Annotated in this window: 13 protein-coding genes and 3 pseudogenes; 3 read left to right on the forward strand and 13 right to left on the reverse strand. The window is 43.6% G+C overall.

Going from position 1 to position 20,334, the window contains the following annotated elements; genetic code table 11:
• Window positions 1-58: 58 nt before the first annotated feature.
• Window positions 59-784, forward strand: a complete 726-nt coding sequence (locus M654_RS13010; protein WP_142246116.1) for an endonuclease/exonuclease/phosphatase family protein — start codon at window positions 59-61, stop codon at window positions 782-784.
• A 27-nt stretch (window positions 785-811) separates the two neighbouring features.
• On the opposite strand, the gene M654_RS13015 is transcribed toward M654_RS13010, so the two are convergent.
• The 8 genes and pseudogenes from M654_RS13015 to dacB all read right to left on the reverse strand — a co-directional run bounded on the left by M654_RS13015 (window position 812) and on the right by dacB (window position 11,013).
• A complete protein-coding gene (locus tag M654_RS13015; RefSeq protein WP_026587319.1) occupies window positions 812-1,669 on the reverse strand; it encodes a GRP family sugar transporter in 858 nt (285 codons plus the stop codon).
• A gap of 123 nt (window positions 1,670-1,792) precedes the next feature.
• A pseudogene (locus tag M654_RS23930) lies at window positions 1,793-1,939 on the reverse strand (glycoside hydrolase family 10 protein); the annotation flags it as partial.
• A 75-nt stretch (window positions 1,940-2,014) separates the two neighbouring features.
• A pseudogene (locus M654_RS13020) lies at window positions 2,015-3,163 on the reverse strand (glycoside hydrolase family 10 protein); the annotation flags it as partial.
• Window positions 3,164-3,286: 123 nt separating this feature from the next.
• Window positions 3,287-4,489, reverse strand: a complete 1,203-nt coding sequence (locus M654_RS13025) for a DHH family phosphoesterase (protein ID WP_026587321.1) — start codon at window positions 4,487-4,489, stop codon at window positions 3,287-3,289.
• Window positions 4,490-4,603: 114 nt separating this feature from the next.
• Entirely contained in the window at window positions 4,604-5,338 is a 735-nt protein-coding gene (gene pflA, locus M654_RS13030; RefSeq protein WP_026587322.1) for a pyruvate formate-lyase-activating protein, read from the reverse strand.
• Between the two features lie 53 nt (window positions 5,339-5,391).
• Window positions 5,392-7,617 carry a formate C-acetyltransferase gene (gene pflB, locus M654_RS13035; RefSeq protein WP_026587323.1) on the reverse strand — a complete coding sequence of 742 codons (2,226 nt, stop codon included), beginning with the start codon at window positions 7,615-7,617 and terminating at the stop codon, window positions 5,392-5,394.
• A 297-nt stretch (window positions 7,618-7,914) separates the two neighbouring features.
• Window positions 7,915-9,408 (reverse strand): glycosyltransferase, encoded by a 1,494-nt coding sequence (locus M654_RS13040; RefSeq protein ID WP_051290380.1) that lies wholly within the window; start codon window positions 9,406-9,408, stop codon window positions 7,915-7,917.
• A 126-nt stretch (window positions 9,409-9,534) separates the two neighbouring features.
• Entirely contained in the window at window positions 9,535-11,013 is a 1,479-nt protein-coding gene (gene dacB, locus M654_RS13045; RefSeq protein WP_026587324.1) for a D-alanyl-D-alanine carboxypeptidase/D-alanyl-D-alanine endopeptidase, read from the reverse strand.
• Between the two features lie 364 nt (window positions 11,014-11,377).
• Between dacB and M654_RS13050 the strand changes: the two genes are divergently transcribed.
• Window positions 11,378-13,441 (forward strand): CIA30 family protein, encoded by a 2,064-nt coding sequence (locus M654_RS13050; protein WP_152520971.1) that lies wholly within the window; start codon window positions 11,378-11,380, stop codon window positions 13,439-13,441.
• A gap of 599 nt (window positions 13,442-14,040) precedes the next feature.
• Window positions 14,041-14,353 (forward strand): annotated as a pseudogene (locus M654_RS13055) (transposase); the annotation flags it as partial.
• 57 nt (window positions 14,354-14,410) lie between these two features.
• Here M654_RS13055 and M654_RS13060 read toward each other — a convergent pair.
• From M654_RS13060 to M654_RS13080, 5 genes are all read right to left on the reverse strand, one after another.
• On the reverse strand, window positions 14,411-15,436 hold the full coding sequence (locus M654_RS13060; protein ID WP_026587326.1) for a substrate-binding domain-containing protein: 1,026 nt from the start codon (window positions 15,434-15,436) through the stop codon (window positions 14,411-14,413).
• A gap of 295 nt (window positions 15,437-15,731) precedes the next feature.
• Window positions 15,732-17,096 (reverse strand): glycoside hydrolase family 1 protein, encoded by a 1,365-nt coding sequence (locus M654_RS13065; RefSeq protein ID WP_026587327.1) that lies wholly within the window; start codon window positions 17,094-17,096, stop codon window positions 15,732-15,734.
• Window positions 17,097-17,404: 308 nt separating this feature from the next.
• Window positions 17,405-18,022 carry a hypothetical protein gene (locus tag M654_RS13070; protein WP_026587328.1) on the reverse strand — a complete coding sequence of 206 codons (618 nt, stop codon included), beginning with the start codon at window positions 18,020-18,022 and terminating at the stop codon, window positions 17,405-17,407.
• Window positions 18,023-18,075: 53 nt separating this feature from the next.
• Window positions 18,076-19,344 carry an ABC transporter substrate-binding protein gene (locus tag M654_RS13075; RefSeq protein WP_026587329.1) on the reverse strand — a complete coding sequence of 423 codons (1,269 nt, stop codon included), beginning with the start codon at window positions 19,342-19,344 and terminating at the stop codon, window positions 18,076-18,078.
• Between the two features lie 107 nt (window positions 19,345-19,451).
• Entirely contained in the window at window positions 19,452-20,333 is an 882-nt protein-coding gene (locus tag M654_RS13080) for a carbohydrate ABC transporter permease (RefSeq protein WP_236251131.1), read from the reverse strand.
• Window position 20,334: the final 1 nt, after the last annotated feature.

Genomic DNA, 20,334 nt, shown 5'->3' on the forward strand with positions numbered 1-20,334 from the left:
ATTTTGCCTTATCCGGAGACAAAATACTTTTAAGATGACAAAGAACAGGCGGGATTTTATGAACATCACCATTATGACATTTAATATCCATCATGGAAAAGGCTCTGATAAAAGGTTGGATTTGGAACGGATCGCTCAAGTGATCGCTGAAAGCGATGCCGATATTGTCGGATTGAATGAAGTGGATCAACATTTTTCCAAAAGAAGCCATTACGAAGATCAAATCGGCTGGCTTGCATCGCAATTAAAGATGCACCATGCGTTCAGCCCGTCACTTTCCTTGAGCACAGGTCCCTCCACACCTAAAAGGCGGTATGGCAATGCCTTGTTGACGCGTTTTCCGATTGTTCAACAACAGCATCATTTGTTTAACTTGATCGCGGGGCTCATCGAGGGAAGGTCCCTGCTTGAAGCGGATGTGGAAATCGGGGGACGGATTTTACGGATCTTTGTGACGCATTTGAGTTTGAATCCATTTCTGCACCGGAAGCAAACAGACTTTTTGCTGCAAAGAATCCGAAAACGGGAACAGCCGGCGGTGGTGATGGGTGACTTTAATATGAAACCCCATTCAAGAGATTGGAACAAAATCACCGGAGAGCTACGCGATGTTTGGAAAGAAGCCGGAGACGGCCAAGGATCCACCTATCCGTCGCATCGTCCAAATAAGCGCCTGGACTATCTCTTTATCAGTCCCTCCCTTCACGCGTCAGCCGCTGAAGTTGCGGCGAATGATCCGGCTGCATCCGACCATCTGCCGCTCTTAGGACGGATTGACATTTAAAAGACGGCTGATTATCAGCCGTCCTGCTTATGCTTTGGCAATTCCTAAAAAGACTCCGGCCGTCACAATCAAAATAATGCCGATGACGATTCCGATCAGCTGCCGCTTCGACTTCTTTTCACCGAGTATAATAATGCCGCCGAGCGTCGAAATGACGATCCCCATTTGCGACAATGAAAAGCTGGTCGCCACGCCGACCCGCGGCTGAGAAATGAATAAAAACAAGTTTCCCGCCGCCCAGATTAAGCCGGGGATAATATTTTTGATCACGTAAAAATTAAAAGGTTTGTGTCTGAATGTTAAAATCAAGCCCCCGGCCACCATACCGATGGCCTGTGGGAACAGAGCGGCCCAGCCGCTGACATCAAAGAACCGGACAACAACGACATAGACGAGGTAGCCTAAAGTGGAGATCAGCAAAATGATGATCCCTTTTTTCATGTTGCCTGTGGCTTCCTCTGTTTTTCGGCTGCGGTCTTCGAGCGATGTCAAGATGATCCCGACGATGATAAATATCAGCGCTAAAACGCCGAGGATGATGGAGATCGTTGTCGCCCACTCATGAAATACAAGAACACCGAACAGCGATGTGGATACGAGTTGCATCCCGGTTGAAATCGGCATCGTTTTGGAAACGCCGATTAATTTAATGCTTCTCAGCTGATTGGTTTGGCCGAGCGCCCAAAACACTCCGGACACAATGCCTACGGCAAATATGCGCGGCGATAATTCAGGCTGTACGACAAAATAGACCCCGATTGAAAAGATTAAGGCTCCGATTGTCGTTCCGAGGACTTGGCTGTAAGGGCCTCCCCCGAGTTTTACATTGAAGAGAACAATGCTTCCCCAGAAGACTGCTGGTAAAATTGCTAAGAAAATGTCCATCTGATTAAAACCTTTCCTTTAGAGTCTTTATGTATTAAGGTGCGCCATAAAGGGGAATTTTAAAACAAAAAATCCACTTTGAATTAAATCAAAATGGATTTTTTGTTTTAAGAAGATCGATTTTTATTGATCATGGTTTGCGGAGCTGGCAAGCCACGGCATCTCGGGAATGAGAGCCGGGTGATGGTAAAGGTCATTGATCAACCTGTCCTTTATGCCGAGCGGGTTTCGATTTAAATCCTTCAGGCTGAAATGAATGCTTCCCGGGATGTCAGAAAATCCACTTTGAATTAAATCAAAATGGATTTTTTGTTTTAAGAAGATCGATTTTTATTGATCATGGTTTGCGGAGCTGGCAAGCCACGGCATCTCGGGAATGAGAGCCGGGTGATGGTAAAGGTCATTGATCAACCTGTCCTTTATGCCGAGCGGGTTTCGATTTAAATCCTTCAGGCTGAAATGAATGCTTCCCGGGATGTCAGAAGAGCGGTTTAATGCGATCTGTCTTGGGTATTCTTCAGGGTCTGACCATGCTGGATCAGCGTTTTGGTTGATCTTATAGGCCGCTTGTCCAATATATAAATGAATGGGGCGACCTTCCGTTTCATGTTTCCACCAATCGACCAATATGTCATAGCTGGCTGGTGCAAAACCGATGCTCCAATAGATTTGCGGGGCAATATAATCAAGATAGCCCTGCTTGATCCATTCCCGTGTGTCTGCATAAAGGTCGTCATAGTTTGTCATTCCGGCCGTCGTATTCGAACCGGTCGGATCATCCGCCTTGTTTCTCCACACACCGAATGGACTGATGCCAAATTTGACGCATGGTTTTTCTTTCTTAATGGCGGCATTGATCTGTTTGACAAGCTGGTTGACGTTGTCCCGCCGCCAATCATCGATATTTGCAAAGCGGTCCTTGCCGTATTTCTCATATGTGTCCTGATCAGGAAATTCTTTACCTGCGATTTTATAAGGATAAAAATAGTCGTCCATATGAACGGCGTCAATATCATAGTTTTTGACGACTTCTTCAATACCTTTTACAATGAAGGTCTGTGCTTCGGGGATGCCGGGATTATAGTACAGCTGGCTGCCATAGGCGACGACCCATTCCGGATGTTTTCTGGCCGGATGATCTGCGGAAAGCCTGTTTACATCCGTATGATTCATCGTGATCCGGTAGGGGTTGAACCATGCATGAAATTCAAGCTTTCTTCGATGTGTTTCATCCAGCAAAAAACAGAGCGGATCATATCCCGGGTCTTTCCCTTGGATACCAGTCAAATATTCCGACCACGGACCGTAAGACGAAGGATAAAAAGCGTCGGCTGTCGGCTTGATTTGGACGACGACAGCGTTCATTCCCATGTCCTGAACGTCATCTAACAATTTGATGTATTCTTCTTTTTGCTGGCTCACTGTGAGTCCTTTTTTTGAAGGCCAATCAATGTTTGTGACGGTGGCGATCCATACCGCACGCAGCTCTCTCGCTTGACTTGTGCCGCACATCGCTTTCATGCACATCTCCCCTTTCGAAAAATTCGAAACTTTCTGTTATTATATGCCAAACCGTTCGATTTGTATATAAAAACAGACTAAGGCAAAACGTGTGCCTTAGTCTGTTTGTTTGATGAACTGTTGAATTTGCTGCATGAGAAACCGGATATATGCCTCATCCCTGACGAGCCATGCTGCATAATTCCTTTTCATAAACCGTTCAGCTTCCTGAAACGAAGCAAATGTTTCATTTTGCGTCACACCGTTTAATTGGATCTTCCACCCGCGGCCGCTCGGAAAAAGAAAAAATTGATCCTCTTCTCTGTTTGTATAAAGTGATCCGTATTCGGACTCTTTCAGGTTATAGATGTTTTTGAAGGCGTCCGCTCTCAAAGGCTCTATCGGGAACGGCTCTATTACATACAGTCTGAACACGTCGTCTGTCAACGGGCAGCCGGCCGCTTTAGCATGCCCTCCTCCGCCAAATCCGGCGGCGATTTCTGATACATCGGTATCATCGTGAATCGTGCGGAGGCTCACCTTTTTGCCGCCCATATTTAAGATGGCAATGTAGTCGAGATGCGGGTATGTTTTACCAAGTTCGTTTCCCACCTCTGAATGGTAAGCCTCGGCGTGAACGATACCGACACAGTGGGCATTGATGAAGGTTTGCACGATTTCCCGCCTTTTCCTGCGGATATATCGTTCGATTTTTCCCTCTTCCATATCCAATATTTTTTCTTCGAATTCGTCAAAAGAAAATTCATCATTTTCCTTAAGACGACGGACCATTTTATCTTCAAATTCATCAATCGACACAAGAAAAAACAAGTCATTCAGACGCTTCGCCTGCTGGTTGCCCGCCTGTTCCCATTCCCAGGTGTCGTATTGTCGGACAAGTTCGACAAATTGATCCAAAGCTTTTGATTGCGGGATGAGACCGTTGTCCAGCAGATATTCATAAAAAAGCGATGTGGCTGAAGCGAGCCGGCCGTCTTCATATTGAACTTTGACCATGCCCCATGGGTGCTCATTCAAATGGCGCGCCGTTTTGTGGTGGTCGATCAGTTTGACCTTTCCTCCGGCTTCCGCATACTCGCTCAGCTTTTTTTCGTTTTCCTGATGGACGGACAAATCGGTTATCCATAATCCGTCATGATGCTTCCCTTTTTCTTTCGCTCTGTCCAAAAACCGTTCGACTTGCATATCCAGCCCGGTGACAGAGTTATAGCGGACCTCCACCTGTTCACCAAACGCCACTTTCGCGATGATTCCGCAGCCGACTCCGTCCAAATCATTATGAGAATACAAATGGTACATGCTGCCGCCCACCTTGCTTATTTTTTCGCCCTGTATTCTCCTGTTGGAGACGGGCGTCTTTTCTTAGCTGATATCTGTTTTACTATTGTAAAAATGCAGCGGTTTTATACTCTGTTATGTGATTTGGGCGGTTAAGAGTCTGTAGGCGTTTTCGACACGCTCTTCAGCCGGGGGATTAATACCTTTTAATGGGTATTCGATTCCGAGCGCTTCCCATTTATAAACGCCGAGCTTATGATACGGCAGAACTTCCACTTTTTGAACATTCGACAGGGTGCCGATAAAGCGGCCAAGCGCGATTAAATCTTCATCAATATCCGAGATGCCGGGAACCAATACATGACGAATCCAGACAGGAACTTGATGGTCGTTTAAGAAGCCGGCGAAATCCAAAATGTGGTCGTTCGCCATCCCTGTCAGCTTGATATGCTTTTTTCGATCGATATGTTTTATATCAAGCAGGACAAGGTCGGTGTATGTCATCAATTCCGCGATCTGCTTTTGAAATGAGGACGCTGTTGAATAGCATCCGCCGGAAGAGTCAAGAGCCGTGTGAATGCCGTGCTTTTTACACGATTTGAACAGCTCTGTTATAAAGGGAAGCTGCAGCAGCGGCTCGCCTCCGCTGACCGTGATCCCGCCGCCCGATGATTGGATGAACGGGAGGTACGATTGGATGTCGCGGACGATTTCAGAAACCGACATTTGTTTTCCTGATCCAATCTCCCAAGTATCTGCATTATGGCAAAATTGACAGCGTAAAAGACAGCCTTGTGTAAAGATGACGTATCGAATCCCGGGGCCATCGACCGTACCAAAGGTCTCAATCGAATGAATGTTTCCCAACATGTGAAGATCGCCTCTTTTCCGGGAGCGAAGCAGGAAAGCTTCGCCCCAATTGCTTACATTGATTCATGGAATGTTCTGCTGATCACGTCCAATTGCTGCTCTTTCGTCAGTTTAATGAAGTTGACCGCGTAACCTGATACACGGATGGTCAGCTGCGGGTATTTTTCAGGATGTTCCATCGCATCAAGCAATGTCTCTCTGTTGAAGACGTTCACATTTAAGTGATGTCCTGTTTTTGCAGCATAGCCGTCAAGAATGCTTGATAAATTAACGGCGCGGGTTTCTTCATCTTTGCCGAGCGCTTTCGGGACGATGGAAAATGTGTTGGATATACCGTCCATTGCATAGTTGTAAGGCAATTTCGCCACGGAAGACAGAGAGGCGAGCGTTCCTTTTGAATCGCGGCCGTGCATCGGATTTGCACCAGGGGCGAACGGTTCGCCGGCCCGCCGTCCGTCCGGTGTATTTCCCGTTTTCTTGCCGTAAACAACGTTTGATGTGATCGTTAAAATCGACATCGTATGAAGCGACCCGCGGTACGTTTGGTGCTTGCGGAGCTTTTTCATAAACCGTTCGACAATGTCGACAGCTATGCTGTCCACACGATCATCATTGTTACCGTATTTCGGGAAATCACCTTCTGTTTCAAAGTCAACAGCGAGGCCATTTTCATCGCGAAGCACTTTTACTTTGGCATATTTGATAGCGCTTAACGAGTCGGCCACAACGCTTAGTCCCGCGACACCGGTTGCCATTGTCCGCAGAATGTTTGTATCATGCAGAGCCATTTCAATTCTTTCGTAAGAGTACTTATCATGCATGTAATGGATGATGTTCAGCGTGTTGATGTACAGAGCGGCAAGCCATTCCATTGTCTGATCAAACTTGTGCATGACTTCTTCATAATCGAGTACATCTGAAGCGACCGGCGGCATTTCAGGTGCGACTTGAACCTTGTGTTTTTCATCTTTTCCGCCGTTAATCGCGTAAAGAAGCGCTTTCGCGAGGTTGGCGCGGGCACCGAAAAATTGCATTTGCTTGCCGATTTCCATTGCGGATACACAGCAGGCGATACCGTAATCATCGCCATATTCAGGTCGCATGATATCATCATTTTCATATTGAATGGAGCTTGTTTTAATCGACATTTTCGCACAGTAGTGTTTAAAGTTTTCAGGAAGCCTGACAGACCAAAGCACGGTCAAATTCGGTTCAGGTGCAGGCCCCAAGTTATCAAGCGTATGAAGAAAGCGGAACGAGTTTTTCGTAACAAGAGCCCGTCCGTCATGTGCGATCCCTCCGATCGATTCTGTCACCCAGGTCGGATCTCCGCTGAACAATTCATTGTACTCAGGTGTGCGGGCGAATTTGACCAGGCGCAGCTTCATGACGAAGTGGTCGACGAGCTCCTGGGCCTCCTGTTCTGTCAACACACCGTTTTTAAGATCTCTTTCGATGTAAATATCAAGGAAAGTGGATACGCGGCCAAGGCTCATCGCGGCTCCATTTTGCTCTTTGATGGCTGCCAGGTACGCGAAGTAGAGCCATTGAAAAGCCTCTTTTGCATCGGCGGCCGGGCGGGAAATATCATAACCGTAGCTTGATGCCATGGCCTTCAATTCATTCAAGGCACGGAGCTGCTCAGACAGTTCTTCGCGCAGGCGGATATTTTCCTCCGACATGAGCGGGCTGGTTTCCTTTGCATCTTTCTTCTTTTCATTGATTAAAAAGTCTACGCCGTAAAGTGCGACTCTGCGGTAATCGCCAATGATGCGTCCGCGTCCGTATGCATCAGGAAGCCCGGTGATAATCCCGACTTTTCGCGCAAGCTTCATTTCATCCGTGTAAGCGTCAAAAACACCTTGGTTATGGGTTTTCCGATAATCTGTAAAGATTCTTTCCACTTCATCATCCAGCTTAAATCCGTATGACTCGCATGCCTGCTTCGCCATGCGGATGCCGCCGAAAGGCTGGAGCGAGCGCTTAAACGGTACATCTGTTTGGACGCCGGCTACTTTTTCTAAATCTTTGTCCAAATATCCTGGATTGTGAGATGTGATCGTGGAGACGATTTCCGTATCCATATCAAGGACTCCGCCGTTGTCCCCCTCTTGTTTGCTTAAATCCATGATTTGGTCCCATAATCTTGATGTGGCTTCTGTTGGAGATTCGAGAAACGATTCGTCACCCTGATAAGGCTCGACATTACTGAGGATAAAGTCCCGGACATTGACTTCTTTTTGCCACACATTTTCAGTGAAACCCTTCCATTGTTCCATTTTCATCCACCTCTTTTTGAATCAATTTAATATAACAGCTGTTACCTCTATATCTTATGGTTAATATAACAGACTTGAATGTGAAAAAAGTCACACAATCTTGTGAAATACTTAACAAGTTTGCGAAAGTTCTTTGAACATCTACTATTTAACGTGTTAGAGCGTTGGTTTACAGAATGACAATGTACTATAATAAGTAGCTTTTCCACTAAACTGTTATATAAAATGTGTATAGCTCTGTTTGGATCACACAAATAAGCCGGTGACTGAATGGCCGGCTTATTCGGGAGGCGAGCCTTATCGGCAACCGACAGAGATCGTTTGGTTGCCGAACGATTCAAGCGTACTTTTCAATACATAGCTGCCGGCGGGGAGATGGTGAAACTCATAAACTCCTTCCGGCTCGACTGCCTTTGTTTGCAACAGAACACCTGACAGGTCATAGACATGAATGTAATGTTGCCGCTTCCTGAGCTGGCTTTTCAAGTCCGTCGGGATTTCTCCTGATAGAATAAAACCGGGTTGATCGGTTATGCCCGGGTCAATTTGCTTTAGGATCTCCACATCAGGCTCTGTTCCGGATGAAGGTTCAAGGGAGGCAGGCTGTCCGACTTGGCACTTTAGGTACAGCCTTTCCATCGATGCCATGTGGACGCTGATATCCCAATATTTCATGGCTTTTTCCCGCGCCCGTCTTCCCAATTGTGAGCGGAAGGCGTCATCGTCCAGCAAAAGCCGCAGCTTTTCCGCAAGTGCATCACTGTTGCCTGTGGGAACGAGCAATCCGTCAGCGCCGTCTTTGATGATTTCTTTTATGCCGCCTGCTTCTGCGGCCAGGATCGGTTTTGCGGAAAATTGGCCTTCCAGGATCACAAGCGGAAAAGTATCATGCAGTGAAGGCAAAACAATGATATCGCTGCCGTTCATTAAATGAGGTATGTCATGCCGTTTTCCGAGAAAGGAAATGGCTGCCCCGATGTCGAGCTGTTCGGCTGTACGCTGCAAAGCTTCCAATTCCGGCCCCTCCCCCGCCAGCAGGCAGTGAAAATCCTTCCGTTCTCGGCTGAGTTTGGAAAGGGCTTCAATCAGGTAGCGGTGCCCTTTTACCGGTACCAGCCGGGCCGGGCAGAGGATGTTTTTTTTGCCTTCATCTCGGCTTTTTTTCGCCGGGTTTTCATTTTCGATAAAGGGTTCCTTGACGATGCCATATGGAATGACTTGAATTTTGGACGGGGTGACACCGATTTGGATCAGCTGTTTTTTCAGCCACTGGCAGGGAACGGCAACAATGTCGCCTGACATCGCCCCCAGGCATTCTTCCATTTTCATATACTGCTGTTCACGTTCCGTTTTATTGTAAAATTCACCGGTTACTTTTGCCTCGTGATATTTAAAATTATGAAGCGATACGATCAGCGGAATATGCGGGGGTTTGGAACGGGCCATCGCTCTGGCCGTCATAAAATCGTGACAGTGAATGACATCGTAGCCGCTCATGTCAAACTGCTTAATAGCTTGTTCCAGGCTGTAGCGCTCCATTTCCCTCCAATAGATCCACAGCGGATATTTTGCTGTGTAGGATGTTTGAAAGCGGCGGATGAGCTCGCGTTTCATGCTGTGTTTATCTGCTGACTGCTGATCTGCGATTTGAATGTTCAGCCAGCTTTTATCATGTGACATAAGATCGACGGTGTGTCCTTTTTCTTCTAAGCTTTTTCGAAGTGTATCAATATAGGTGGATGGGCCGTTTGTGTGTGGAGAATACCGATAATAAGCAAGCAATATTTTCATATGTTTCCCCCTATCTGTTGTTAAATTTATCGGAACCCACTCCCATAGCATTATATGGCCGAAAGCGAAAAAAGTACGCAATAAACACCGAAAACACCCATTGCCCGATTGGGAAATGGGTGTTGTTTATGAAGCGGCTAATATTTCGGCGATCCTGTCTTCGATCTCTTGCCCTTTTTCATCATCCAGCAGCTGGTTTAAAAGGATGGAGAAGATCAATGTGTCTCCGCTTTTGGTGTCGATATAGCCCGATAATGAGCTCACAGTTGAAAGCGATCCTGTTTTGGCTCTGACTTTGCCTTTGACCGAAGGGTTTGTCAATCGGTTCCGAAGCGTTCCGCCGACCATTCTGTCGCTTGCCCCGCTTACGGGCAGTGAACGGATGTAAGAGGAAAACCATTCTTCATGTTGGACGGAATACAGGAGTTTGGTGATTTGATGGGCAGAAATAAGATTGATATGTGAGATTCCCGAACCGTCTCTAAGCAGCAATGCATCTGTATCAACACCAAGCGCTTCAAGCTCTGTTCTCATCACTTCAAGTCCCTTTTCCCAGCTGCCTTCTTTTTTGACTGTCTTTCCCATTTCCTTGACCAATGTTTCGGCATGGCCGTTGTTGCTCAGCTTCATAAAAGGGATCATCAGTTCTGACAGCGGCATGGATTGATGAACCGTCATGAGCTCCGCATTCTTCGGTGTTTCACCGATTTTTGCGTCTCCGAGGATGTGAATGTCTTGGCGGTGAAGGGCCTTTTTAAATAAATCGAGCGCATAATGGGAAGTCTCCCAAACAGCAACCCATTGCCTGACTTTTGATGCTCCCTGCGGAATGGTTCCTTGAATATGGATCGTGTTTGTACCGTGGTCCCTTTTCACTTCGATGTCCTTCTTTTTGCCCTCGGGGACAGTTTTGGCATGATTGACGACGTTGACAACGTTTGTCTTGGGGGAAACGGCCACCGCTGGTTTTTTTCCGGCTTTGCTGCCCGGGGTCACCTCGAGAATGACTGTGCCTGCATCATAATCTTCGTTTGGCGAGGCTGTTAAAGCAGACACCTGGGCGCCGTAATACTGATCTTCATCGCTCCAGGCCAGGTCGCTGGAATAGCGGACATCATCATACCAGGTGTCATCTCCGACAAGGTGTCCGCGAATTGAAGTGATCCCTTTTTTGCGAATGTTTTCAGCCATCTCCTCAAAGTCTTTTGTTAACAATGTCGGATCACCTTTTCCTTTTAGATACAGGTTTCCTTTCAGTGTTTTGCCGCGCTGAACGCCGTCTGTCAAAACCTCTGTCTTGAAGGAATAGTCTTCACCAAGCACAGAGAGCGCGGCCGCCGCTGTTAAAAGCTTCAAATTGGAAGCAGGTCTGAGGCGAATATCCCCCATGTGGCCGTAGAGGATTTTGCCGGTGGACAGAGATCTGACACTGATCCCTGCGAGGGCGCCTTGTAAATCCGGGTCCTGTTCTAACAGCCGGTCAATGGCATGCTGGATTCCGCCGCCATCTTCTGCGGCAATGACGGCCGGTTCTTCCCCGCGAATGTTTAAACCCGGCGCCAATATCATCACGATGCATAAGACAAGTTTTACATATGTTTTCATCCTTGTTCCCGCCTCCCATTCTGTTTAATACTTTATTGCAAAAACGGGCGGGATATACGATCATGTACATATAATTCTGTCGTTACACAGTCGATAAACACTGACGAAAAGCTCCTCTTCCCCTCCTATGTATATTTCCCTTTGAGCATAAGTCAGCGCTTCCTTATAAGTTTTCAATGTTTATATAGCAAATTACGAAAAACATGTTAATAAATGAGTAAGTTCCTACATACTTCCTCTTTATTTTTAATTCATCGAAAACTTTAAAAATAAAAAAAATCACTTTATTTATTAAGTGACTAAATATATAATATAAAATTGAAGCGCTTTCAATGTTGAGGGATCAAAAGGAGGAACTGGTTTGGTGAAAAAAGGATGGGTTTCTTTTACAGGTGCTTTCGTTTTGTCTTATTCTCTTCTTATGCCTTCCGCACAAGCTCAAGAGCGTGTTATTAATCTTGTAGATGCTGAAGCATCGACGTCGACAAGACAACTGTTTTCTTACTTGCAAAGAATTAGCGGCGAAAAAGTTTTGTTTGGCCAGCAGCACGCAACGGATGAAGGACTTACCATTACCGGATCCGGTCTGCGGGCCGGTTCTACCGAATCTGAAGTGAAAAATTCGGTCGGTGACTATCCTGCCCTCTTTGGTTGGGATACGCTCAGCCTGGATGGATATGAAAAGCCAGGATCACTTGAACAATCTGCCGCCGAAAATCGAGCAAATCTGATCAAATCAATGAAAGCAGCACATGAACTTGGCGGCATCTTAACGCTTAGCACTCATCCGCATAACTTTGTAACCGGCGGCGATTTTTATGACACAAGCGGCCATGTAGTCAAAAATATACTGCCAGGCGGAAGCCATAATGCTAAATTCAATGAGTGGCTTGATAACATTGCTGCTTTTGCTAATGATTTGAAAGACGATGAAGGCAAAGATATTCCTTTGATTTTTCGCATGTTCCACGAACAAACCGGCGGCTGGTTCTGGTGGGGAGCTCAAACCACTTCGGCTGCAGAATACAAAGAACTTTACCGTTATACTGTTGAATACTTGCGTGATGTAAAAGGCGTCGATAACTTTTTATACGCTTTTTCACCAGGTGCCTCGTTTGGCGGAGATGAAGAGAAATATTTAATAACATATCCTGGAGATGATTATGTTGATGTTTTAGGATTTGATCAGTATGATAATCCAAACAACCCGGGTTCTGAAGGTTTTTTAAATACTCTCGTGGAAGATCTCAGCATGCTCTCGAAATTAGCAGAATCGAAAGGGAAAATATCTGCTTTAACTGAATATGGTATTGGATTAAAAACAACCGGAAACCTTGATACACAATGGTTCACGAAAGTGCTTGATGCCATCAAAGCGGACCCCGATGCAAGAAAAATTTCTTATATGCAGACTTGGGCTAACTTCGGGCTTAATGGCAACTTGTTTGTTCCATACAAAAATGCACCAAACGGGCTCGGAGATCACGAGTTACTTCCTGACTTCATCAATTTTTATAAAGACCCCTATTCTGCTTTCTCGAAAGAAGTTGGGAATATTTACGGAGGAGCGGTACCGGAAACAGTTACAGAAAAGCCGTTTATGCATATTGTTTCGCCAATTGATCGCAGTCTTTCACTCCAAAAAGAAACACCAATCATCGTTAGTGTTGTTCAGGGTAAACCAAAAGATATTTATTATACCGTGAATAACAAATCGAAGAAGTACCCTCTTATCAAAGGGGATGGTTATTATTATGAAGGATCTGCTTCTTTAAAAGGTGACAAAGCAACTATTCATGTAACAGCCGAATTTGCTGATGGAACCTCTCAAAAACAAACGATTCAGGTGTATTTAAAGGAGCCAGAAAAACAGCCGCCAACAGTAGTTGATACATTTGAGACATATTATGGCGACGATGAACGGCTGCAGGCTGCTTTTGCGACTCAAGGTGATCCCCTAAAGCTATCGTTAACAAGTAACGTCAAAACGGAAGGTTCCTATGCGTTAAAATACGACTATTCACTAGCTGGAGCAGGTTATACGGGCATGACCAAATCTCTAGAAAGTGTCGACTGGTCTGGAGCAGATTCAATTGATTTCTGGCTGAAAGCAGACGGGAAAAATCAAAAAATGGTTGTTCAACTCAATGCCGGAGGAATCGCATTCGAGGCATATCTGTCACTTGCTTCTAAAACAGCCTGCGAGATATCCATCCCATTTTCCGAATTTAAACCGGCCCCATGGGAATCCGCCGAACGGCAAAAAGAAACATTGACAGCTGAACGCTTGAAAAATGTAAGGTCGTTCTCTATTTATGTAAATGCTACGGGATCAGAACCTGTCAACGGCACGCTTTACCTTGATAATATTCGTGTATCATCTTCTGTTGTAAAAACAGACTTTACCGATGCACCGACCAGCGACTGAGCACATGTATATATTCGCGACTTGATGAATCAGGGTATTTTGATCGGCAAAAATTTGGACCGGAAGAAGTTGTTATACGTCTTGATTTTACCGAAATGATAGTTCGCGCTTGAAATGTACCCGCATCTTCAAAAGCTATCACGTTTACTGACGTACCCGCTCGTGCAAAAAGCATAGTTGCTTTTCAAAAGGGAGTGGGTATTATCTCTGAAAATCAACTCAGCCATCCGCGCCGTCTGAACCAATCTCACGCGAAGAAATGGCTGCTATTCTGCTTCGGGGCTATGGAAAAACGGACCTGTTTGAAAGATAGCAGCTATATTGCTCCTTTTGCCCGTGAAGCTGTTGGAAAAGCCCAACAGCTTCATTGGATGGACATTCGAACGGTGCATTCAATCCGAAAAAATTCTCTACATGCGCTCATGCTGCAAAAACCATCTGATCACTGTTAAAAAGGATCTCTTTTGTTAAGAGGTCCTCAGCTTGTCAACCCGTCGGTCGCCTTTATCGATGGCACACATATGACCCTGAGAGCGGGTATTTTGTGAAAGGCGAACGGGAACGCCGGGTTTCAAATAGCCGGATTGATGATTCACTGGCATCTCTGGCAGGATCATTAGGATGAAGTTGACCACCTTGTCACACGGATGAGAATAAGCGAATCTACGCCAAACGCAAAGAAACGATCGAACGGGTTTTGCGGATTTAAAACACAAGCATGGCTTGCGCTGGACAACCCTGCGGGGAAAGAAAAAATTATCCATGCAGGCCATGCTTGTGTTCGCTGCCATGAATCTAAAAAAGCTGCCGAATTGGACCTGGAAAGGTCCTCATCTTCCGCTTTCTCGTCGAAAAAACAGAATAAAATGGACAAAAAGAGGTCGTATTTCTAATATCCGACCTCCTTACTAATTTAATCAAAATGATGATTGTTATAATTTGAATATAAAAAAGCTTAGACAAAAAAGTCTATACTTTTTGCGGAGGGACAGTTGGAGAACTGACAGAATCGCGGTAAATGATACGGCCTTTTACTTGAACCCGACCAAATTTTTTAGTAGGATCGTTTACTTTTTCATACATAAATTGAACCGCGGTACGTGCCATTTCTTCCACATCGACAGCTAAGGTTGTTAATTCAGGAAACCCGATCGTTGCATAAGCATCATTGTCAAAACCAACTACTGATACATCTTCCGGTACCTGATATCCATGTAAGACGAGCTTATTAATCAATAGACGTGCTACTTGGTCACAGTTACAAACAAAGGCAGTTGGCATTGGGTCCGGCAATTGAATATCTACAAATTTCCCTTCTTCATTCCGGTCATTTAAAATAAAATCGTCGTTTCTTTCTAACCTGTGTTCAAGGAGCGATTTATAATAACCCAAAAAGCGGTCTTGAATACTGCTTGTCGCGTATAAATTACCGACGTACCCGATTCTCTTGTGTCCTTTGCTGATCAAGTAGTTTGTTAAATCGTAGGCGCCATAAAAATTATCCGTAATAACCGCATCCATATCTGTTTTCTCATCATAAAAATCCATAAATACTACTGGAATATTTACGGACTGCATCATCTCAATATATTCTTTACTGACCTGCCCCAATATGATCAGACCATCTACTTTTTGTTCCGAGTAAATCCGCGGTGGCACTAAAGAATTTTCATCATCTGAGCTTAAAATGTGAAGGATGCCATAATAGCCTGTTTGCTCCAACGTTTTAGACAACGACTGATAGACGTTTAAATAAAATGACTGCGTCATGCCCGTAAAGCGTTCTGGAATAGTAACACCAATATTATAAGAACGCCCATCTTTCATGGCACGGGCTGATGTGTTGTAGCGATATCCCATTTCATCAGCTACTTGTTTAATTTTTAATTTGAGATCAGCACTGACTCCTTCTTTATCATTTAATGCTTTTGATACTGTTACGCTGCTTACACCAAGCTTTTCTGCAATGTCACGCATGGTAATATTAGTTTTCAAAGCCTCTCTCCTCACCGAATTATTGTTAATCGATAACTTAATTTTACGGCTGGTAAAATGGTTTGTCAACATAGTATGAGCGGGATAAATAAAGCCTATATTCACTGTTTATAACAGAAACAATGGATATAGGCGGAGTATGGCAATCATGAATTATCAGCGATTTTAAATCCAGCAAAAGTGTTTTTAGTCAATGCGAGCAAAAAGCCGTCTAATGCGGTTCGGTTTATTACTTAATAATTTTCATCAGAAGAGATAACCTTTAACTAACTTTTAATGACTCAATATTATATGTTTATAACTTAACCCCATTTGAAGAAATGACTCCCTTAAACCAATCAAAACTTTTCTTCTTATATCTTTTCAAGTCTCTTAAATTTGTTTCATCCCTGTTTACGAAAACAAAGCCATAACGCTTCTTCATCTCACCTTGAGAGCTTAAAATATCCGTTGATCCCCATGCAAGGTATCCGATAACATCTACACCTTCTTCCATGGCCAGTTTCATTTGTTCAATATGTTTCCTTAGATAATCAATACGATACTGATCTTCCACTGTTTGGTTTTCGTCCAGCTCTTCCCTTACACCAATCCCATTCTCTGTTATGAAAATAGGCAGCCGATAACGGGCGTATATATCTTTTAAAGCCACTCTTAAGCCAATTGGATCAATTGCCCATCCCCACTCATTCGTATCCAGTTTTGGATTCGGACATACACCTGCAATAATGTGTCCATCCGTTTCCGGCAGATGCTTAACCGTTTGACTTTGATAATAGCTGATGCTTAAGTAATCAACCGTGTTATCCTTAAGTAATGCAGCATCTCCCTTTTCAAACACCGGCATTATGTTGTTTTGCTCAAGATGACTGGTAACATAGGATGGATACTCGCCGTGCACAAATACATCAAAATAAAAGTCTGTCAATAACTCTTTTGCTTTCATATTTGCTATAGCATCTTTTGGATCACAGGTCGCTGGATACGTTGTAAGGTAGGTTACCATTCCTGCCATTTGTCCATTTGGCACTAACTCATGCAGGGCTTTTACCGCCTTAGCATGTGCAATAAAAGCATTGTGGCACACCTGATATCTTAAAGCCTCATCCGTTTCATTATCAGCCAATGTCACTCCCCAATATTGCGGGTTTGTTAAAACAAGATTTTGCTCATTAAAAGTAAGCCAATATTTAACTTTTTCTCTATAGCGCTTAAATACTGTCCTTGCATATTTATCAAATAACTCTACGACTTTTCTGGAAGCAAAACCGTTATATTTTTCTGCCAACGCCAAAGGTAAATCAAAATGATAAAGAGTGATAACAGGTTGGATTCCATTAGCCAGCATCTCATCAAATAATTCATCATAAAACTTTAACCCTTCTTCATTAGGCTCTCCTTCTCCATCTGGAAAAACCCTTGACCATGAAATGCTTGTACGGTATGCATTAAATCCCATTTCTTTAAAAAGCGCAATATCCTCTTTATAGCGATGATAAAAATCCACTGCTACCTTCCAATCTGAATGATTATCCTTTACCGGCCTTGCATCTACTATAGACGGGCCCTTTCCACCCTCATTCCAAGCACCTTCAGTTTGAAAAGAAGTTACTGCTCCTCCCCAGAAAAAACTTTCAGGAATAATGTTCTTATTATTCATTTCTTTCACTCCTTAATTGTGAAATTAACATTACTGGCTTACTCAAGCACAGTCTTTTAAGACCTATTTCTTAAGCGGAAAAAGAAATCTTTTGTTGCATTACCTTATAAATATCGCACCCCGCCATTCTGGTAGCAGTTCTCTCCAGAATAGTTTTTCTGCTTTTGCTAAGCCTTTCGCACAAACACATCTATTACCCTTCACTATAGAGCAGCAACAGAATAAGCGGAAGCAGGCGACTTCTCATTTGATAAACCTTTCGGTGCATACTGCAAACAAATAACGGTTGTCTATCAGATCTAGTATTCTTAGTTCAAAACTTCGTTTTTGTATATTTTTCTCAATATCAAAGTCCCGCACATAACATAGAGAGAAGGAGCAATGAAAATAAGAAAAATTAAGTTCATCTGACTTAATAAAACTATGACTAAAAATACAGCAAATAATAAAATAGATCGTACAAACCTTTTAAACATTAAATAAAAACCATAAAATAAAGCTTTCTTTACACTTAAATCCAACTTAACCAAGTTCCACGATACATATGTGAATAGCACCGCTCCCAATAAAAACAAATAAACAAACGCAAACTTTGTAAAAACTCCTATATCTGCCGGTACGGATTCAGGTAATGGAAGTATGATAAACAGCCCTGTATAAATAAAAAAACAAAAAGTAAACAATGAAACTTTTTTATAGCCTTTATATTTTTGGCTTCCCTCTCGAAATCCTTTCCTAATTGAAACCCCGTTGCCCAAAAGAACTTCATCCATCATTTCAACCAATTTACAGAAAGAAGCAACAACACCAAATATAAAGAACTCTTTTATCAATGTCACCCAAAAGAATACACTCGTTTTAGCCAGGCTAAAGACCAGATCCATTAGCCAGCCAACCTTGCTGTCTAAATACGTACTTTTATTCATCCGCTTCACCTTCTTGAAATAAGGTACTTGATTTAACAAGTGCCATTTCTTTATTACTTCAGGTCATATTCTTTTCGAATCTGATCCGCAATTTTTTTCAATTCTTTTTCCGCATCGAGATCCTTCAAATTAATATTGTCAATGACTGGCTGGATTTTATTTGCAATCTCAGCATACTCAGGTGTATACGGTGCATTCATAACAGTTTTGCCTTTCCTAAGAAGCGTTTCTAATGAATCTGCATTCTCCGGCGCGTTTTTCATAGCGGTAATTTTATCTGCATGACGCTTCATCACTGGAATAGCGTTAATCGTATCAATCTGGATATCCTGCCCTTTACCGCTTGATAGGAACTTCAGCAACTCAAATGCTTCTTCAGGATGTTTTGTCCCTTTTCCAATACCGATTGGCAGATAAGAAGCTGCAGATACATTGCCGGCTTTTCCTGCTGGCATTGGTGCCACGTCCCACTCAAAGGAAACGTTTTTCTCTATATCTGCCCAGTCCCATGGGCCGATTAATTTCATGGCCGCTTTTCCAGTTAGGAACAAATTAGACATGCCATGCGCTTGAGCTGATGTTGGTTGGACTTTATATTTGTTGATAAGATCGGATCCAAACTGGATTGCTTCAATTGATTCCGGCGAGTCCACCGTCACTGTCTTACCATCTTGGCTTATGTATGATCCCCCGTTTTGCACCAAAATTTCTCCAGTATAGTAGTTTTCAATTCCAAACTGCACTGTTTTTCCACCTTCAACTTTTGTTAATTTCTTCGCTGCATTAAGGAAGTCATCCCAAGTCCAATCATCTGAAGGATATGGCACTCCTGCCGCATCAAACATATCTTTGTTATAGCCCATCTGGAATGTCGCTGCGTCACGAATCAGCGCATATTGCTTGCCATCAACCTGACCCATTTCAAGAATGTTAGGCAAGTATTCATCTTTATTGATCTCTTTGTCAGATAGATCCATCAATACATTTTTAGATACCAACTGTCCAAAGGCGGATGGCTGGATCCAAACTAAGTCTGGCTGGTCACCGCCGGCAGACATTGTTAGGAACTTGTCGTTGAACTTATCGTATGGAGCATAAACCATTTCAACATTGACACCAGGATTTTCTTTCTCAAATGCTTTAAAGATCTCATTTTCAAGCTTTGTGCCTTCTGGATTGTTATTCCAAACTAATATACGGAGTGTCACGTCATTCTTTGAGTCTTCACTTGACGCATCGGATCCAGAACATCCCGACAAAAAAGCGGATAAAGCCAGTACAAGGGTTAAAAGGAAAACACCTAATCTTTTCTTCTTAAACATCGAATTACTACCCCCTATTAATTTAGTGAAATATAGATAATAAATAGATAAGGTTCCAGAAAAGGACCATTATCTAGCGTTACCCTTACCAATCAAACCAACTGTTATTACTTTCCACCGGTTGTCGCGATACCTTCTATGAAATACTTCTGCCCGACAAAAAACATGATTATCAACGGCAGGATAATAAGCACACTTGCTGCCATCATCGGTCCCCATTCTATCAACAATGCACCCTTGAATTGGAGAATCCCTAAAGCTAACGTGAATTTAGAATTGTCATTGAGATAAATTAACGGTCCCAAGAAATCGTTCCAAGTCCACATGAAACTTAGCAAGGCAACCGTAATCACTGCCGGAGTGGATAACGGAAGAACAATCCTCCAGAAGATCCCCAGAGTGCTGCACCCATCCAAATAAGCTGATTCTTCGAGCTCTTTTGGGATGGTTTTAAAAAACTGTCGAAGCAAGAAAATAAAGTAAGCGTTACCAAAAAAGGCGGGGACAATTAGCGGCAAAAAGGTATTTGTCCAACCAAGTTTCGCAAAAATCATGTATACAGGGATCATGGTGACTTGCGGAGGGAGCATCATTGTTGCCAGCAACAAGATAAACCAAACATCCCGTCCTTTTCCCTTAATTCGGGCAAAGCCGTAAGCTACCAATGCCGAGGATAAAACCGTCCCAATGACCGTTGCTACGGTAACGATGATGGAGTTTAAATAATATTGACCAAAGTTCACAATAGTGAATACGTCTTTATAATTCGCAAAATCCCATTCCTTCGGCAGCAAACTAGGCGGAAAAGAAATAGCTTCATTTTCAGGCTTTAGTGATGTCCCAACCAACCATAAAAACGGAAAGATGAAAACGATAGATAAACTGACAAGAAGTCCGTATGTCAGAATTCTTTCAAAAAGTTTCCCTTTTTTTATGCTGCTCTCTTTTTTTATCCTCACTGCTTTGGTTTTTGCTTTTGAGATTTCCACT

Origin of the sequence: Bacillus sp. NSP9.1 (assembly GCF_000465465.2) — a bacterium.
Classification (GTDB): Bacteria; Bacillota; Bacilli; order Bacillales; family Bacillaceae; genus Bacillus; species Bacillus sonorensis_A.

What these genes read in the sequence shown, in the direction of transcription:
- M654_RS13010 (WP_142246116.1), top strand. Translation starts at nt 59, where the DNA reads ATGAACATCACCATTATGACATTTAATATCCATCATGGAAAAGGCTCT.
- M654_RS13015 (WP_026587319.1), bottom strand. Translation starts at nt 1,669, where the DNA reads ATGGACATTTTCTTAGCAATTTTACCAGCAGTCTTCTGGGGAAGCATT.
- M654_RS13025 (WP_026587321.1), bottom strand. Translation starts at nt 4,489, where the DNA reads ATGTACCATTTGTATTCTCATAATGATTTGGACGGAGTCGGCTGCGGA.
- pflA (WP_026587322.1), bottom strand. Translation starts at nt 5,338, where the DNA reads ATGTTGGGAAACATTCATTCGATTGAGACCTTTGGTACGGTCGATGGC.
- pflB (WP_026587323.1), bottom strand. Translation starts at nt 7,617, where the DNA reads ATGGAACAATGGAAGGGTTTCACTGAAAATGTGTGGCAAAAAGAAGTC.
- M654_RS13040 (WP_051290380.1), bottom strand. Translation starts at nt 9,408, where the DNA reads ATGAAAATATTGCTTGCTTATTATCGGTATTCTCCACACACAAACGGC.
- dacB (WP_026587324.1), bottom strand. Translation starts at nt 11,013, where the DNA reads ATGAAAACATATGTAAAACTTGTCTTATGCATCGTGATGATATTGGCG.
- M654_RS13065 (WP_026587327.1), bottom strand. Translation starts at nt 17,096, where the DNA reads ATGAATAATAAGAACATTATTCCTGAAAGTTTTTTCTGGGGAGGAGCA.
- M654_RS13070 (WP_026587328.1), bottom strand. Translation starts at nt 18,022, where the DNA reads ATGAATAAAAGTACGTATTTAGACAGCAAGGTTGGCTGGCTAATGGAT.
- M654_RS13075 (WP_026587329.1), bottom strand. Translation starts at nt 19,344, where the DNA reads ATGTTTAAGAAGAAAAGATTAGGTGTTTTCCTTTTAACCCTTGTACTG.